Origin of the sequence: Rhodococcus sp. 06-1460-1B, assembly GCF_002258475.1 — a bacterium.
Lineage (GTDB): Bacteria > Actinomycetota > Actinomycetes > Mycobacteriales > Mycobacteriaceae > Rhodococcoides > Rhodococcoides fascians.
The window spans coordinates 51,341-66,942 of sequence record NZ_NOYS01000023.1 but is presented as its reverse complement, the minus strand read 5'-3'; the positions used below and the strand labels follow the sequence as shown (position 1 = coordinate 66,942).

Sequence of the window (15,602 nt, the reverse complement as noted above, 5' to 3'; positions counted from 1 at the left end):
TGTGATGGCGCTATGACACCGGAGGAAGAACCGACACTGCACGGAGTGCTCGATGTCGGGGACGGACAGAGCGTCTACTGGGAGCAATGGGGTCCGTCCGACGGCGTCCCGGCGGTCTACTTGCACGGCGGACCGGGCGGGACCCTGAACTCCAGTCAGTTTCGTCGTCACTTCGACCTGTCCCGTGTTCGAGCTATCGGATTCGAGCAGCGCGGGTGCGGCCGGTCGACCCCGCACGCGTCGGATCCCTCGACGTCGTTGGCTACCAACACCACTGCGCATCTGATTGCCGATATCGAAGCGCTGCGTGTGCACCTCGGCGCCGAGGCGTGGATCGTCAACGGCGCGTCCTGGGGATCCACTCTTGCTCTTGCCTATGCTCTCGCGCATCCGACAAGGGTTCTCGGCATGGTGCTCGTTGCTGTCACGACGACAGGTAGGGCTGAGGTCGACTGGATTACGGAGGGGGTCGGCGCGGTCTTCCCGGAGGCGTGGGATCGTTTCGCCACATTTGCCGAGCAGGCCGGAGTCGGCTATCGACGCGGTGAGGGCCGAATCGTCGACGCGTACAACCGCCTGTTCAATTCGAACGATCTGACGTTGCGAGACAGCGCATCTCGGGAATGGGCGCTGTGGGAGGACATCCACATCTCGATCGGTACCGATGGCGTTCGGCGCAATCCGCGATGGGATGACGACCGGTTCCGACTGGCCTTCGTGCGGCTGGCCGCGCACTACTGGTCGCACGACGGGTTCTGCGATCCACCCTTGCTCGATCGTGCCGACGGTCTGCGAGATGTTCCGGGCGTCCTGATCCATGGCCGAAAGGATGTTTCCGGACCCGCTGTCACGCCGTGGCATCTACACCGACGTTGGCCCGGGTCGACACTCGTCATCGATGAGGGCGACGGGCACGGGGGACTGTCCATGGCGGCGCGATGGGACGCTGCGAACGAGGAATTGACCAAGCGGGCCCTGCAGAGGCCGAATGGTGCATGATCGAAGGGTGACTTCTTTCCCGATCGTTGATCTGACTCCCGACGAGCTGCTGACTACGACGCGAACCGTGCGTAAGCGTCTGGACCTGACGCGGCCGGTGCCAATGGAGCTGATCAAGGAATGTCTCGAGATCGCGCTGCAGGCCCCGTCCGGCTCGAACAAGCAGGGGTGGCAGTGGATCGTCGTCACCGATCCTGATCTTCGTGCCCGCATCGGTGCGATCTACGGCGAACTGTTCGCCGAGTACCAGGCATCGAAGCAATCCGCTTCGGCCTTGTTCGCGGACGATCCCGAACGCGCATCGGTTCAGAAGCGCGTCGGCGACAGTGCCGGTTGGCTCGGCGAGCACATGGGTGAAGTTCCCGTGCTGCTGATTCCGTGCATCAAGGCAGGGAAGACGCTTCCATCCGGCAATCAGGCCGGTTTATGGGGCTCGTTGTTGCCTGCGGTGTGGAACTACGCGCTGGCTGCTCGGGCGCGTGGACTCGGAACAGCGTGGACGACAATCCATCTCGCGAAGGAAGCCGAGATCTCCGAACTGCTCGGCATTCCCGAAGGCTTCCATCAAGGCGCACTGATTCCGACTGCCTACTACACGGGGGAGACCTTCAAGGTCGCGCCCAGGGATCCGATCGAGACAGTGCTGCACGTCGATCGGTGGTAGTCGGCCCGGCTAGGTGCGCAGGTAGGCCACCACCGCCATCACGCGTCGGCTCATACCAGTCGAGTTCGCCAATCCGAGTTTGTCGAACACGGCGTTGATGTGTTTCTCGACCGAGCTCACCGAAATGAACAGACCAGCGGCGATTCTGGCGTTCGTGAGACCTTGCGCCATCAGCTCGAGCACATCGCGCTCGCGCGGCGTCAGTCGTTCGAGGGGATTGGATCGGGTGGTGCGAGACAACAGCTGGCGCACCACCTCCGGGTCGAAGGCAGTCCCGCCGCCGGCAACTCTGTCGAGGGCGTCCAGGAACTCGTCGACCTGCGCGACTCGGTCCTTCAGCAGGTACCCGACCTTGCCTCCTGGCCCACTGATCAGCTCTGCCGCGTAGCGGTTTTCGACGTACTGGGAGAGCACGAGCACTGCCACCTCCGGCCATCGACTGCGAATGGTCAATGCTGCCCGCAGCCCCTCGTCGCTGTTGCCTGGAGGCATCCGAACGTCGGTGACGACGATGTCGGGATGATCCAGTTCCACGGCAGCCAGGAGCGCGTCGGCGTCGCCCACGGACGCGACCACGTCATGGCCTTCGTCGACCAGCAGACGGACCAGGCCCTCACGCAGCAACGTCGAGTCCTCCGCGACGATCACGCGCATGGGATGCTCGCAGTCACAACGGTCGGGCCGCCGACCGGGCTGTCCACGGTGAGGGTGCCATCCATGGCAGCGACGCGGCGGGCCAGTCCGGACAATCCGGTGCCGGACGGATCGGCACCACCGGACCCGTCGTCGGTGATGGTTGCCAGTACGCGATCGAACTTTTGTTGAGTGACGTCGACCTCCAACGATCTCGGGGAGGCATGCTTGGCTGCGTTGGTCACCGCCTCCGAGATGACGAAGTAGACGGCTGTTTCCACAGCGGGGCGCAACCTCTCTGTCAGTTCGTACGAGAGTCGAACGGGCACACCGGACCGCTCGGCCAGCGCCTCGAGAGCTGGACGCAGGCCGTCCTTGTCGAGTGCGATCGGATACACCCGGTTGGCAACCTCGCGCAGCTCGTCCATCGCTCCCTGCGAGGCGACCTGGGCTTGGCGGAGGAGTTCGTGCACCTTGTCGGGATCTTCAGCGCGGCGAGCCCGGCCGACGAGCATTCCCAAAGCAACCAGGTGCTGTTGCACGCCGTCGTGCAGGTCACGCTCGATGCGTCGGCGTTCGTCGTCGATAGCGTCCACGACATGATCGCGGGTGCTCGTCAGCTCGGCAACCCGGTGGTGCAGCAACCGATCCGACTGCCGGCCGAGTACCTGGATGACGAACCAGCGATCGAGAGATCCCACCCCCGCCACTCCGACTGCCGCGACGAAAATCAGCAGGACTCCGGGTAGTGCGGCTGTGGCGATGAGTCCGCCGTCGACGCGGTTCGAGTCCTCGATCAAGCCCCAGTTGCCGCTGACAGTCCATGCCGAGACCATCGATCCGGCGACGACGAGACACAGCGTCAGGAGGAGAATCACGCCGAGCCCGAGCAGCCCGATAGGCCAACGAATTCCGAGATACCAGCGGCAGCGACGAGGGGCCGCCGCATCCGTGGAGAACGCGCCGTGAAAGCGTGTGATCCGCCGGATCTCGAAGTCGGACAGCATCAATGCAGTCTCGTCTACGGCCGTCCGTATTGGGTCTCCCCACCGGCCGAGGAGACGCACCAGTGCTAGGGCGAGTAAAGCCGCCACGGAGAACAACAGAGCCGCGATCGCGGTGAAGATTCCGAGCAGAACTCCGGAAAGTGCCGTGAGCCAGCGCCGTAGAAGTGAGCCGATCGACGCGCGATCAGCCTGCTCGGGTGAGTAGACGTCACGGTTGGCCAGCACACGAGCAGCGTATCCGAGCAAGTGGCCGCTGACACTGCGGTAAACCACACACATCCGTGCAGATAGCCCCGCGGCAGGCGACGGTTTTCCTCGATGTCCCGCATCCACATAGTTCGTAGCGTTTTCCGTGTCCTTCACGACCGGAAACATAGACGAACAAGGGAATTGCCATGTCCAACATATTGATTGCTACAGCAGCAGAAACCAGCACTCTCGACGGACTGGCCGGGTGGGCGGTCGGCGTCATGGATGCCCTTGGCGGCCCCGGCGCAGCGGTCGTCGTCGGTGCCGACAATCTGTTCCCGCCGATCCCGAGCGAACTCGTTCTCCCACTTGCCGGGTTCTCGGCCAGTCAGGGAGCGTTCTCTTTCGGTGCTGCGCTCTTCTGGACGACGCTCGGCTCGGTACTGGGTGCGGTCATCGTCTACGCGGTGGGTGCGCTCATCGGACGCGAGCGCACACGGGCATTGGTAGCGCGAATTCCCCTGATCAAGGCCAGCGACTTCGACCGCTCGGAGGCATGGTTCGCCAAGCACGGCTCGAAGGCAGTTCTGCTCGGCCGAATGATCCCGCTCTTTCGTAGCTTCATCTCCCTGCCGGCCGGGATCGAGCGGATGGGAATGGCGAAGTTCCTTCTACTCACCACCATTGGGAGTCTCATCTGGAACACCATTTTCGTCACCGCGGGATACAAGCTCGGCGAGAACTGGCACCTGGTCGACTCGTACGCCGAGATCCTGCAGAAAATCGTTATCGTGACGGTCGCCATTGCCTTCGTCGCCTTCGTGGCCCTGCGGTTGCGGTCTCGCCGCCAGGCCGGTGTATGACGACGCCGGCCCCGGCGACCTGACATGCACCTATCGGGGCAGCCCCATTTTGTACTGCAAGGCGTAGGCCAGCTTGCCGGGCTTGTCGGCCGAGTACGGTGCCGAGAGCTTGCCGAACTCACCCTTGGTGGCTGCTTTGCCGTCGTTCCATGCGCCCAGTGCGCCGAGTTCCGCTGCGGTGCGGCCGCTGTCGATGACTGTGTCTTTCGGGGCCGCCACCTGAGCGCGCGAGAGCGATTCGACGGTGCTCAGGTAGCTCGCCAGGTTGTTGCTGTCCCAGCCGCTGATGTCGACGGCTCCGGAGTCGCGAACCCATGCGCCCCAATAGAACTCCTGGAAGGGGATAGTGCCGGGGCTGAAGCCGATGTCGCGGGCGAAGTACATCAGGCTGCGGTACTTGTCGTTCTGGAACTTGGCGAGGCCGACTCCCGACGGAAGCTGCTCCACCGGAACCTCGTTGCCGTCGACGTCGTAGTTCCACACCCACTTCTCGGCTTCCATCCGAGCCCAGAAGTCGGTAGGGCTCAGATCGCTGAGATTGGCGACCACCCGCAGACGAAGGTGCAGATTCGGCCCACCGTCGGCTGTTTCGTAGAACGAGGTCAGCGTGTGGTGTCCGTCGGTCAGGTATGGCACGCCGCCCGGCCCGATGACGACGGTCTTCATGGGCGCGATGGTGTCGGGCGTTTCCTGCCCGACGGGGACTGTGCAGGTGAACGACGACGGATTGTCCAGTCGCGCACCAGGCGATGCCGAGGCGGCCTCCTCCTGGCCGTTGGCCTCGCACCAGTCGTCGAACTTCTTGTTGATCTCGTCTTTGCCGAGCGTGTAGCGACCGAGCTTGTAGTACACCTCGTCGTACCCGAGTGAGGGTTGCGTCGCGCGGACATCACCGATCGGCAGATCGAGAAGCGCACCGGCTTCGGCACATTGGTAACCGAGGCCAGACGACGATCCACTGGGGAGCAGGTCCGCAACCTGACACAGCGGCGACGCCGTCCGTGCCGGCGCGGCAGTGGCGACGCCGCCCATCGACGTGGAGACGACAGAGATCAGTGCGAGGATGCCCAGTAGAGCAGCTCTGCGACGCGATGCCATTCGTGAAACTCCCAGGGTTCGGAAAGTGAAGTTTTCCGAGACTGTCGCACCGCGGTCACCGGCCGGTGTCGGGGAACCGACGCGGAGGTGAACGTCGCATGATGTGCGTCAGCGATCCTCGCGCAACATCGCGTACGCGAGGGTGTCGGTCCATTCGCCCTTGCACCACCAGTTCTGGTGCGGCCCCACTCGTACTCGTGATCATGTCGGATGCTTCGTATAAATTCCTCTGCGACAGCTACGCGAACGGGGAGTACGCAGTGAACATTGATCTGGATGAGGAGGAGCGTCGGGCAATTACGCAAGCGCACGACGACAACGTGGCGATTCTAGGAATGACGGCTCTCGATCCGGCGGGTGTACTGTCGCACGCTGCCGATTCCCTCGCCGAGTTGCGCACATCCGTCAAGGGTGAGTGTCGCAAAGTCTTTGCAATTGGGCGAGAGTTGCGGTTCGTCCTTTGCATACAGCAACAAGGACGAGTCGGTGCAGTCGATGCAAGAATCGATGCCCGCACTGCGTTGGACATCGATCGGTTCCTGAATCGCCGATACGGTAGAACGTTGATTCAACATGTGAAATCGGGCCATGAGATCACCGTGGACGGTTCCATCAAGATGGACCACAGCAATGGGCGGGTGTATGTGGCCGTAGTTAGAGTCGGTCCTCACTATGCGAAAGTCGGAAGTCTGTCACGCCTACAAGAACTTCGCCGCGCGGAGTTGGCTAGATGTGGCGTGGACCCTTCCCGGCTAGCGGACGATTTCGAGCATCACCTTGCGTATTCGCCAGCTATGCCGTGGCCACAAAAACTGAAAAAGATTGTTGTTATATCGCCGCGCGGCTCTCAGGGCGCTAACGACTTGCTCGGCCAGCTCCAAAAAAGCAGGGCTTTCACCTGTGTCGAAGACCGGGGTGTCACGTTCCAGGGGCGCGGCGCGGCCGACTCGATCGTCAATGCTCTGGCAAGGCACTCCGCCTCGGACGCTGATATTGTTGTCTTGGCTCGGGGTGGGGGTAGAATCGAGACGTTGTCTCCCTTCGACGAGTTCGAAGTCGCTAAAGCGATTGTTGAATCGGAGACGCCAGTCTTTACCGCAATTGGTCACAAAGACGACATGACGTTGGCCGATAGGGCAGCTGCCGCCTCGTTCGACGTTCCGGCTTCTGCTGGGAAAGCGCTGTGCGCGAGGCCCTTCAAGGTTGATGAGCAGAATTTGAAGAAAGCCAAGCGTGCAACGGTGGTCGCTAATGCCATCAAGCCCAAGGCTGATGTAGTCGAAGGTGCTGTTTATCGTGAGCTTGTCCAACGCTGTGCGCACCTAAATACCGCTTTGGCGCAGGTTCAACGCGAATACTCGAATTGTTTGAATATGTATCACGTACAGCTTCATCGTAATGGGTTCCAGCGGATCCAATTGCGCAGCAGGGCAATCGCAAGTGCTCTGCTTGTCGCGTCTTTCGTTGGCGGATTCGCTCTCGCAGAGGGTTTTTGGGTTTCAACGTCTGGGTGGCTGGCCGTGGCATTCGGCGTAGCGATGTCGGTTTATATCGCAAAGGGTCCGGCAAGAGCGCTCAAGGTTCCATCTCGGCTCCACAACTCGACTCCGGACCTGTGGTACGCAGCTGCCGAAAAGGTCCGCACACCGCGTGAGTTCAGTCGGCTGTGGCCGTATTGGCCGAAGCCATAGCGTGGGCGTAGGTGGTCCGTTGAATGGTCTGATGTGGTCCGGCGTACGTTGGCACATCTTTCAGTGGTCGCGGACTTCTAAACCATACTCGAGTGCGTCAGCGATCCTCGCGCAACATCGCGTACACGAGGGTGTCGGTCCATTCGCCCTTGCACCACCAGTTCTGGCGGAAGTGCGCTTCCTGACGCATTCCGACCCGGGCGGCCAACCGGGCCGACGCGTCGTTGCGTCCGTCCATCTGCGCCGTGACTCGGTGGATCTGCGGCAGCGAGAACACGTGGTCGATCAAGCCGCGCACCGCCTCGGTCGCGTAACCACGACCGGCCACGGCAGGGGAAAACGTCCAGCCGAGTTCGACGAGTGCCGGCGAACCGTCCACGAGCCACGCCTCGACGTTGCCCACCACCGTGCCCTCGTGTTCGACGACCATGGCGAGCGCCTGAGTGTGTAATCCGGATCGCTTCATCCGTTTACCCACCGCTGCAACGGCGTCGGCGTGCGTCCAGGCCTCGTGCAGGAGATAGCGGCACACCTCGGGGTCGCTGTAGTACGCAAGAACCCTGTCTGCGTCGTCGGGTTCGTACAGACGAAGGGTCAGGCGCTCGGTGTGGATGGGCTCGACTGTCATATGCCCGATTCTGCCCGACCTAGATTCACGCTGATTCGAACCCTGGTCCCGTACCCCTCTCGTAACGGAGGGTGGTGAGTCGAAGCTGATCGTCATCAAGTGGAAGGCACGTGAACATGGTCGTGACGTCGTACGCCGCTCCCGCGGGACCTGTGGACACGCGGCACAGCGTCGTACCGAAGGTCGACCCGGTGCCTGTCTCAGCGAAAACTCCATTGTGGCAGCGATACCGATGGACCGTCCTGCGCGCCTTGTCGCCGATCGTCCTACTCGTTCTCTGGCAGATCGCCAGTGCTGCCGGAGTTCTCTCCGAACGTGTTCTCCCCGCACCGTCCCTGATCTTCGACGCGGGTCTGGAATTGCTGCGCAACGGTGAATTGGCGGATGCGCTGGCCATTTCGGGAACGAGAGTGGTTCAGGGGCTTGTGCTGGGCGGCCTGATCGGGGTGGCACTCGGGGCGCTCGTCGGACTGTCGAAGCTCGCCGAAGCAACCGTCGACCCGCCGTTGCAGATGCTGCGTGCACTCCCACACCTCGGATTGATCCCACTGTTCATCCTTTGGTTCGGGATCGGCGAGACTCCCAAGATTCTGCTCGTCGCTCTCGGAGTCGCATTTCCGTTGTACCTCAACACGTTCTCGGCCATCCGCCAGATCGATCGCGACTTTCTCGACACCGCAGTTGTCCTCGGTTTCTCGTGGCGACAACGATTCACAACGATCATTCTGCCGAGCATCGCGCCCCAATTGCTGGTGGGACTTCGGCAGTCGTTGGCCATTGCGTGGCTCTCGTTGATCGTGGCCGAGCAGATCAACGCCGAATCGGGGCTCGGCTACATCATCAACAACGCGCGGGACTTCCTACGGGTCGACACCATCATCTTCGGGCTCGTCGTCTACGCGCTGATGGGAATCGGCACCGACGGAATCGTACGAATCCTCGAAAAACGAGCCCTCCGTTACCGATTGGATGCGTGAGTCATGACTACGACGACTTCCGTCGCCACCCTGCACGGCATCGACAAGTTCTACGGATCCAGTCACGTGTTGAAGGGTGTCGACCTGTCCATCGAGCGCGGCGAAATCGTCTCGCTGGTCGGACGATCCGGCTCCGGTAAGTCGACCATCCTGCGTGTCCTGGCCGGACTGTCGACCGACCACACAGGGGAGCGACACGTCGCCGGACATCCTGCAGTCGCGTTCCAGGAACCACGCCTGTTCCCGTGGCGGTCTGTTCGCCAGAACGTCTCCTACGGTCTGAACATCGCAGGCGTCACCGGCAACGAAGCATTGACTGCTGCCGACGCGACCCTCGAAGAGGTGGGGCTGGCCGAGAAGCGAGACGCTTGGCCACTCACATTGTCCGGTGGGCAAGCTCAGCGCGCTGCGCTGGCGCGGGCGTTGGTGGGGGAGCCCGAACTGCTGCTCCTCGACGAACCGTTCGGCGCGCTCGACGCACTCACACGACTGACGATGCAGTCACTTCTGCTCGACCTGTGGGGACGGCACCGTTTCGGCATCCTCCTGGTCACGCACGATGTCGACGAGGCGATCGCGCTGGCCGACCGGGTTGTGGTGCTCGAGAACGGCGCAGTCTCGGACACCGTCACCGTCGATCTGCCCCGCCCCCGCGATCGCGGAACGCCGGGCTTTTCCCGCCTTCGCACCCATCTGCTCGGAGCTCTCGGAGTTCACTGACCGTCCAATTCGGCACCTGACAAGGATCTTTCACGCATGTCGTCACACGCTCGTCCTCGTTCTCTGCGCGCACTCGGTGTGCTCGCTGCCCTGTCCTTGACGGTCGTCGGACTCACCGGCTGCGTCTCGCGTGGTAGCGATACCACCAACACCCAAGCCCCGGAACTGGTCTCGAACGACCAACTCGCCACAGTCACCCTCGATGTCGGCGACCAGAAGGGTGGCACCGAAGCCTTACTGCGCGCATCGGGTGAGCTGGACTCCGCTCCCTACGATGTTGCGTTCTCCACCTTCACTTCCGGCCCGCCTCAGGTGGAGGCGGCAACGGCCGGCCAGATCGACTTCGCGGTCACCGGCAACACGCCCCCCGTCTTCGGGGTTGCAGCCAATGCACGCATCAAGGTCGTCTCCGCCTACACCAACGATGCGAGCGGGGATCAGATTCTCGTGCCACCGGATTCGACTCTGGCGTCGTTCGCCGACCTGCGCGGTAAGAAGATCGCGGTGGGCAAGGGAAGTTCGGCGCACGGACACGTGCTGCTGCAGTTGCAGAAGGCCGGCTTGACCACCGACGACGTTCAGCTGGTGTTCCTTCAGCCTGCCGATGCGCTGACGGCATTCACCTCAGGCGAGGTCGATGCCTGGGCGATCTGGGATCCGTTCACCGCCATCGCGCAGGTGCAGAACGGCTCGAAGGCGCTGACCACTGCCGAGGGTGTGGCCAACGGTTATGGCTTCGGTATCGCGTCTCAGCAGGCTCTGGACGATCCCGCGAAGAACACTGCGCTGCAGGACTTCGTGGTTCGTCTGGCCAAGGCGTCCGCATGGGCGGACGCACACCCGGCAGAGTGGGCGTCGGCGTACTCGACGGCCGTCGGCATCGACCCGGCCGCGGGTGGATTGGCGCAGGGGCGAAGTCAGCGACCCGCAATTGCTCTGGACGACAACGTGATCGAATCCGAGCAGACGCTCTCCGATGTATTCGTCGAGAGCGGAAGCATCCCTGGCGGCAACACGTTCGCAGACTTCGTCGACACGCGTTACAACAACGCCATCGCCGCCGCGACCACCTCCACCAACTGATCACCCACCACGTCGTAGGAGTTCACTCGTGACCGCACGCATTTTCTGGTTCCTCCCCACCGCTGGCGACGGCCGCTCCATCGTCGGTGCATCTCACGCGTCGGCCAACATCGTCGAACCTGCCGGGTTCCGTCGTCCGTCGCTGCGGTACCTCACGGAGGTGGCTCAGGCCGCGGACCGCCTCGGCTACGAGGGAGTGTTGACTCCGACCGGGACCTGGTGCGAGGACGCCTGGTTGACCACCGCCGCGCTACTGCAGAGCACCCGACGGTTGAAGTTCCTTGTCGCCTTCCGTCCCGGCCTCACGCCGCCCACGTTGGCGGCGCAACAGGCAGCGACGCTGCAGCGGTTCTCGGAAGGTCGGGTGCTGTTCAACATCGTCACCGGCGGTGACGACGTCGAGCAGCGTCGTTTCGGGGATTGGATCGACCACGATCGGCGATACGCCCGCACCGACGAATTCCTCGGACTGGTGCATCGGATCTGGACGGAGACGTCGGTCGATCACGAAAGCGAATTCTTCAAGGTGGCCGATGCGCGTGTTTCGGAGGCACCGGACCCGTTGCCCGAGTTCTGGTTCGGCGGCTCGTCGGATCCCGCACTCGCCGTCGCGGCCAAGCATGTCCAGACGTATCTGACGTGGGGTGAGCCTCCTGCCGACGCCCGCGCCAAGATCGAGAAGGTGCAGGCGCTCGCGGACGCCGAGGGCCGCAAGCTCACCTATGGCATTCGCCTGCACACCATCAGCCGCGACACCTCCGAAGAGGCCTGGGCCGTCGCACAAAAGCTGCTCGACGAGCTTCCCGAGGAACAGGTGTCGGCGGCGCACGCGCTGCACTCGTCGTCGCAGTCCGAGGGACAGCGCCGGATGGCCGCATTGCACGGGGGCAGCAAGGATTCGCTCGAGATCTACCCGAACCTCTGGGCCGGAGTCGGTCTCGTTCGAGGCGGTGCCGGCACCGCGCTGGTTGGTTCGCACGAGGAAGTTGCCAACCTGATCGGGGAGTACCACGACGCCGGATTCGACGAGTTCATTCTGTCCGGCTACCCGCACCTCGAGGAGTCCTACCACTTCGCCGAAGGTGTTCGACCCATCCTCGACGCGCGAGGAATCACGGTCCCCGCACGCTAGGGCACGTGGGATCGAACCACCGGGTTTGCCGGTTATGGGAAATCTGTCCAGTAGAGCTTGTGAAAAATGGATGATAGAAGGCTACGATGGCCTCGATCGCTCGGCCGTTCACCAACCCTGAGCCACGCTGTGAGGCAACAAGTGCCCCATTTGTGAGCGCTTGGTCTCGAGGTAATGGATGTTGGCCTGCGCGGCACCCACGACGATCGGCAACCGTGCACTGACGTCGACGCCGTGGGCTTCCAGGCCACGAATCTTGTCGGGGTTGTTGGTCAACAAGCGAACCGTGGTCAGACCCAGGTCCCGCAAAATAGCAGCGGCACCACCGTACTCACGTCCGTCGGCCGGTTCGTCGAGTTCGAGGTTGGCCTGCACGGTGTCGAAGCCCTCGTCCTGCAGGCGATAGGCGGCGAGCTTCTTCAGCAAACCGATTCCGCGGCCCTCGTGACCACGCATGTACACGAGTACACCGCCGTCGGCCGCGATCCTTTCGAGTGCGGTATTCAGCTGTGGGCCGCATTCGCACCGCTGCGACAGAAACGATTCACCGGTCAGGCACTCCGAGTGCACGCGAACCATGGCGTTGTCTCGGACGTCACCCGACACCAGCGCAACGTGTTCGGCTCCGGTCTTGTGATCGAGGTAGCCGAACATCGCGAAATCGCCGTGCGGGGTCGCGAGGACTGTCTCCACCATTCGCTCGACCCGAGCGGGACCGGCCACCGGTGCCGGATCGCGAAGCTGCCGATACGCGATGAGTTCCTCGATGGTGAGCACCGGAAGCTGCATCCGCGCACCGAGATTCTCGATCTCGTGGAACTGCATCATCGAACCGTCGTCGGCAACCAGCTCGGCGATGACGCCGACAGCGGGAAGTCCGGCGAGGGCACACAGGTCGACGGCTGCTTCGGTATGACCCGGCCGCTCCAGGACGCCGCCGGGTCGCGCACGTAGGGGAAGCACGTGGCCGGGACGGATGATGTCGGTGGCGACGGAACCGGGATCGGCGAGTACCTGCAGTGTCCGGGCGCGATCCGCAGCGCTGATACCGGTGGTGATACCCACAGCTGCATCGACGGTGACGGTGTACGCGGTCCTCTTCGGATCCTGATTGTTCGACACCATCGGCGGTAGTTCGAGAGCGTCCGCCCTGGCGTCGCTCATCGGAGCGCACAGCAGCCCCGAGGTGTTGCGGACCGTCCATGCCGTCCATGCGGGAGTGATCCGGTCGGCCGCCATGATGACGTCGCCCTCGTTCTCCCGATCGGCGGAATCGGTGACGAACACCGGCTTTCCGGCGCGGAGCGCTTCGAGCGCATTTTCGACGGCGCTCATCAGAGATCAACCGCCAACCGACGAAACTTACTGCCATGAAACACGATCGGGGCAACACCGTCCTTGACCTCGAGTTCGTTGATGCGCAGCAGGACGATGTCGTGATCACCGGCCGTGACCTGTTCGGTGACACTGGCATCCAGCCACATGCTCGCACCGTCGATGAAGAGCGCTCCGTCGTCGGTGGTGGTGGTCGTCAATCCTTCGAATCGGTTGCCCGTCTTCGCGGCGAGTGTGCGAGCCGCGACGTCGTGCAGTTCGCCGAGCACACTGATGCCGATTCGTGAGGCTGCAGCGAATTTCGGCCACGTGGTCGAGGTGTCCTGAACGCAGAAGGCGACGAGGGGCGGGTCGATCGACACTGCAACGAAACTGCTTGCGGCCATTCCGATCTTGACTCCGTCGATCTCGGCGCAGACGGCGACGACCCCACTGGGGAACTGTCCGAACGCGTTTCGCAGCACGGACTGGTCGAGGCTGGTGGTGCTCAGGGTCATGATGCATCCGTTCGTGTTCGAGCCGCGGCGAGTATGGTCTCGCCCCAGCGGGTGACGTAGTCGGCGATCCGAGTATCGGTGGTGTACGTCGACTCGATGAGGTACAGGCCAGGGGCCGGGGCGACCGCCCCGAGTTCGACGAGAACGTGCTTGAGAAACAGATCCGGTGCCATTGCGTGCGCCGGACCACCGCCGAGCATGAGCGGTACGGCGACGACATTCTTCAGTCCGGTATCGCCGGCGAATTGATCGAGGAACAACTTCAAGACGCCGGTGTAGGTGGCCTTGAACGTCGGGCTTGCGAAGACGACGAAATCGGACGACGCAACGGTCTCGACTGCGGCCTGCACGGCCGAGTCGCCCCAGCCGAGCAGTCCGGCACCGAGCGTGATCACGTCGATCGTCTCACCGGGCTCACCGGTCAGTGCGGTGGCGAGGACTCGCGCGGCGTCGAGTGTCCGCGACTCCGGCTTCGGATTGCCCGCTACAACAGTAATTTTCATTCGTTGGCGCTTTCTACGAGGCGATGGCACCAGCCAACACGAGGAGCGTGACGGCCGTGAGACTCGAACGTTGCGCGGCCATTGCGCTGGTTCCGGCGGATGCGTCAGGGGTTCTGAACTGGGGCACTATCGAATTTCTGGTGATACAACGCCGGTTCAGAAGGCGGCGAGGTTCTCGCGGAACGTGGTTCGGGAGTAGCCGTCGCGAATTGCTCCACGCCGACGCAGCGCGGGTGCGAGTCCGTCGGCGATCTCGGAGATCACTTTGCGGGTGACGGGGGAGGCGATGAGGAACCCGTCGCCGCCGACGAACTCCATTGCCTCGTCCATCTTCTGCGCGACGGTCTCGGTCGTTCCGACGAGTTCCATCGACTCGACCGTCGGATAGTTGGCGATGATCTCGCGCAGCGTCTTACCCGATTTGGCCATGTCCTCGAGGGTGCTCTTGTGGCCGTTGTATCTGGTCAGGTCGGGAACCGGGGCGTCGATGTCGAATTGCGAGAAGTCGGTGCTGCTGAGATACGACATTGCGGCCAGGACACCGTCGATGTTGTTCTTCTGCACCTCACGCATCCGGTCGCGCTTGACGATGGCTTCCTCGTCGGTGTCGGCCATGATGGGACTGACGAGGAAGAGCACCTTCACGTCGTCGGGCTTGCGGCCGTAGTCGACCAGCCGCCGGCTGATGTCCTCGCGGTATTCCTTCATCGCGTCCAGTCCGCGAACATTGGCGATGATGGTGTCTGCGTGTTTGGCCCCGAACGCGCGCCCGGCGGGGGAGCCGCCGGCCTGACAGATGACCGGCCGACCCTGGGGACCGCGGGGAATGTTCAACGGTCCACGGGACGCGTAGTACTTGCCCTCGAAGTCGATCTTGTGGATCTTCTCGTGATCCGCGAAAACACCTGACGCCGGGTCTAGAACCAGCGCGTCCTCGTCCCACGAATCCCACAGTTGCGATACGACGTCGACCCATTCGTCGGCCATCTCGTAGCGAAGGTCGTGTTCGATCTGTTTGGGCAGTCCGTAGTTCTGTGCGGCACCGTCGGCGCTTGCGGTGACGAGGTTGATTCCGACCCGGCCCTCGGTGACGTGATCGAGCGTGGACATCAGGCGGGCAGCAAGGAACGGCGGATAGAAAGTGGTTGCGACAGTGGCGATTATGCCGATTCGCTCGGTGGCGTCGGCCATCAGTGGAACGAGTGGCATGGGATCGAAACGCACGGTGGTTCCGCGACGAACCGAGCTCTCGAACGTTCCGCGATACACGTCGGACAGCACCGAGGAATCCTCGAGCATGATGTAGTCGAATCCGGCGCGCTCCAGGCTTTTTGCCGCGTCGACGAACAGATCGGGGCGGCCGATGTCCGACGCGACGTTTCCGGACCACGGTTGGTTCCAGCCGTAGACACCGAATCCTGTGGTGAAGAACCAGCCGAGATGCATCATACTGCAACGCCTTTCGTCGGCGATGACGTCGAATGCCGATGTGGCCGAGGTACGTCGGTGCGAGCGCGTTCGTACATGTCACTCCTGTCGTGATGGTGGGCAATGCAGCGATTGCAGATAGGTGAAGCCTGCTG

Annotated in this window: 16 protein-coding genes; 8 read left to right on the top strand and 8 right to left on the bottom strand. The window is 62.8% G+C overall.

Annotated elements, in window-relative coordinates:
• Nucleotides 1-12 precede the first annotated feature (12 nt).
• Both CH268_RS12850 and CH268_RS12845 read left to right on the top strand, forming a co-directional pair.
• Nucleotides 13-999, top strand: a complete 987-nt coding sequence (locus CH268_RS12850; RefSeq protein ID WP_094664457.1) for an alpha/beta fold hydrolase — start codon at nt 13-15, stop codon at nt 997-999.
• A 7-nt stretch (nt 1,000-1,006) separates the two neighbouring features.
• On the top strand, nt 1,007-1,663 hold the full coding sequence (locus CH268_RS12845; protein ID WP_094664455.1) for a nitroreductase family protein: 657 nt from the start codon (nt 1,007-1,009) through the stop codon (nt 1,661-1,663).
• Nucleotides 1,664-1,672: 9 nt separating this feature from the next.
• On the opposite strand, the gene CH268_RS12840 is transcribed toward CH268_RS12845, so the two are convergent.
• Together CH268_RS12840 and CH268_RS12835 are read right to left on the bottom strand one after the other, a co-directional pair.
• Nucleotides 1,673-2,317, bottom strand: coding sequence for a response regulator (locus CH268_RS12840; protein ID WP_094623249.1), 645 nt, complete (start codon nt 2,315-2,317; stop codon nt 1,673-1,675).
• Nucleotides 2,308-3,528, bottom strand: a complete 1,221-nt coding sequence (locus CH268_RS12835; protein ID WP_255182381.1) for a sensor histidine kinase — start codon at nt 3,526-3,528, stop codon at nt 2,308-2,310. Before CH268_RS12835 ends, CH268_RS12840 begins: the two co-directional genes overlap by 10 nt.
• Nucleotides 3,529-3,698: 170 nt before the next feature.
• Between CH268_RS12835 and CH268_RS12830 the strand changes: the two genes are divergently transcribed.
• Nucleotides 3,699-4,355 carry a DedA family protein gene (locus CH268_RS12830; protein WP_094664451.1) on the top strand — a complete coding sequence of 219 codons (657 nt, stop codon included), beginning with the start codon at nt 3,699-3,701 and terminating at the stop codon, nt 4,353-4,355.
• A gap of 30 nt (nt 4,356-4,385) precedes the next feature.
• On the opposite strand, the gene CH268_RS12825 is transcribed toward CH268_RS12830, so the two are convergent.
• On the bottom strand, nt 4,386-5,453 hold the full coding sequence (locus tag CH268_RS12825; protein ID WP_094664449.1) for a ParB/Srx family N-terminal domain-containing protein: 1,068 nt from the start codon (nt 5,451-5,453) through the stop codon (nt 4,386-4,388).
• 260 nt (nt 5,454-5,713) lie between these two features.
• Here CH268_RS12825 and CH268_RS27910 point away from each other — a divergent pair, with 260 nt between their 5' ends.
• Nucleotides 5,714-7,144, top strand: a complete 1,431-nt coding sequence (locus CH268_RS27910) for an exodeoxyribonuclease VII large subunit (RefSeq protein WP_176457935.1) — start codon at nt 5,714-5,716, stop codon at nt 7,142-7,144.
• Nucleotides 7,145-7,241: 97 nt separating this feature from the next.
• Here CH268_RS27910 and CH268_RS12815 read toward each other — a convergent pair whose 3' ends face one another.
• The gene (locus CH268_RS12815; protein WP_094664445.1) at nt 7,242-7,772 is read right to left on the bottom strand and encodes a GNAT family N-acetyltransferase; all 531 of its coding nucleotides are present in this window, start codon (nt 7,770-7,772) and stop codon (nt 7,242-7,244) included.
• Between the two features lie 242 nt (nt 7,773-8,014).
• Between CH268_RS12815 and CH268_RS12810 the strand changes: the two genes are divergently transcribed.
• From CH268_RS12810 to CH268_RS12795, 4 genes are read left to right on the top strand one after another with little or no spacing between them, the layout of a single operon-like run.
• Complete coding sequence (locus CH268_RS12810) at nt 8,015-8,749, top strand: ABC transporter permease (RefSeq protein WP_032369099.1); 735 nt, start codon at nt 8,015-8,017, stop codon at nt 8,747-8,749.
• 3 nt (nt 8,750-8,752) lie between these two features.
• Nucleotides 8,753-9,469 carry an ABC transporter ATP-binding protein gene (locus tag CH268_RS12805; protein ID WP_094664443.1) on the top strand — a complete coding sequence of 239 codons (717 nt, stop codon included), beginning with the start codon at nt 8,753-8,755 and terminating at the stop codon, nt 9,467-9,469.
• A gap of 36 nt (nt 9,470-9,505) precedes the next feature.
• Entirely contained in the window at nt 9,506-10,552 is a 1,047-nt protein-coding gene (locus CH268_RS12800; RefSeq protein ID WP_094664441.1) for an ABC transporter substrate-binding protein, read from the top strand.
• Between the two features lie 28 nt (nt 10,553-10,580).
• On the top strand, nt 10,581-11,684 hold the full coding sequence (locus CH268_RS12795) for an LLM class flavin-dependent oxidoreductase (protein WP_255182380.1): 1,104 nt from the start codon (nt 10,581-10,583) through the stop codon (nt 11,682-11,684).
• A gap of 108 nt (nt 11,685-11,792) precedes the next feature.
• On the opposite strand, the gene ribA is transcribed toward CH268_RS12795, so the two are convergent.
• The 4 genes from ribA to CH268_RS12775 form a co-directional block, all read right to left on the bottom strand.
• Complete coding sequence (gene ribA, locus CH268_RS12790; RefSeq protein WP_094664437.1) at nt 11,793-13,019, bottom strand: GTP cyclohydrolase II; 1,227 nt, start codon at nt 13,017-13,019, stop codon at nt 11,793-11,795.
• Nucleotides 13,019-13,516: a flavin reductase family protein gene (locus tag CH268_RS12785; RefSeq protein ID WP_094664435.1), complete on the bottom strand. Its 498-nt coding sequence runs from the start codon at nt 13,514-13,516 to the stop codon at nt 13,019-13,021. Before CH268_RS12785 ends, ribA begins: the two co-directional genes overlap by 1 nt.
• Nucleotides 13,513-14,019 (bottom strand): NADPH-dependent FMN reductase, encoded by a 507-nt coding sequence (locus CH268_RS12780; RefSeq protein WP_094664433.1) that lies wholly within the window; start codon nt 14,017-14,019, stop codon nt 13,513-13,515. Before CH268_RS12780 ends, CH268_RS12785 begins: the two co-directional genes overlap by 4 nt.
• Nucleotides 14,020-14,175: 156 nt before the next feature.
• Nucleotides 14,176-15,468 (bottom strand): NtaA/DmoA family FMN-dependent monooxygenase, encoded by a 1,293-nt coding sequence (locus CH268_RS12775; RefSeq protein ID WP_094664431.1) that lies wholly within the window; start codon nt 15,466-15,468, stop codon nt 14,176-14,178.
• Between the last annotated feature and the right edge of the window lie 134 nt (nt 15,469-15,602).

Coding starts and splice junctions, on each gene's coding strand:
- CH268_RS12850 (WP_094664457.1), top strand. CDS start 13: ATGACACCGGAGGAAGAACCGACACTGCACGGAGTGCTCGATGTCGGG.
- CH268_RS12840 (WP_094623249.1), bottom strand. CDS start 2,317: ATGCGCGTGATCGTCGCGGAGGACTCGACGTTGCTGCGTGAGGGCCTG.
- CH268_RS12830 (WP_094664451.1), top strand. CDS start 3,699: ATGTCCAACATATTGATTGCTACAGCAGCAGAAACCAGCACTCTCGAC.
- CH268_RS12825 (WP_094664449.1), bottom strand. CDS start 5,453: ATGGCATCGCGTCGCAGAGCTGCTCTACTGGGCATCCTCGCACTGATC.
- CH268_RS12815 (WP_094664445.1), bottom strand. CDS start 7,772: ATGACAGTCGAGCCCATCCACACCGAGCGCCTGACCCTTCGTCTGTAC.
- CH268_RS12805 (WP_094664443.1), top strand. CDS start 8,753: ATGACTACGACGACTTCCGTCGCCACCCTGCACGGCATCGACAAGTTC.
- CH268_RS12800 (WP_094664441.1), top strand. CDS start 9,506: ATGTCGTCACACGCTCGTCCTCGTTCTCTGCGCGCACTCGGTGTGCTC.
- ribA (WP_094664437.1), bottom strand. CDS start 13,019: ATGAGCGCCGTCGAAAATGCGCTCGAAGCGCTCCGCGCCGGAAAGCCG.
- CH268_RS12785 (WP_094664435.1), bottom strand. CDS start 13,516: ATGACCCTGAGCACCACCAGCCTCGACCAGTCCGTGCTGCGAAACGCG.
- CH268_RS12780 (WP_094664433.1), bottom strand. CDS start 14,019: ATGAAAATTACTGTTGTAGCGGGCAATCCGAAGCCGGAGTCGCGGACA.
- CH268_RS12775 (WP_094664431.1), bottom strand. CDS start 15,468: ATGATGCATCTCGGCTGGTTCTTCACCACAGGATTCGGTGTCTACGGC.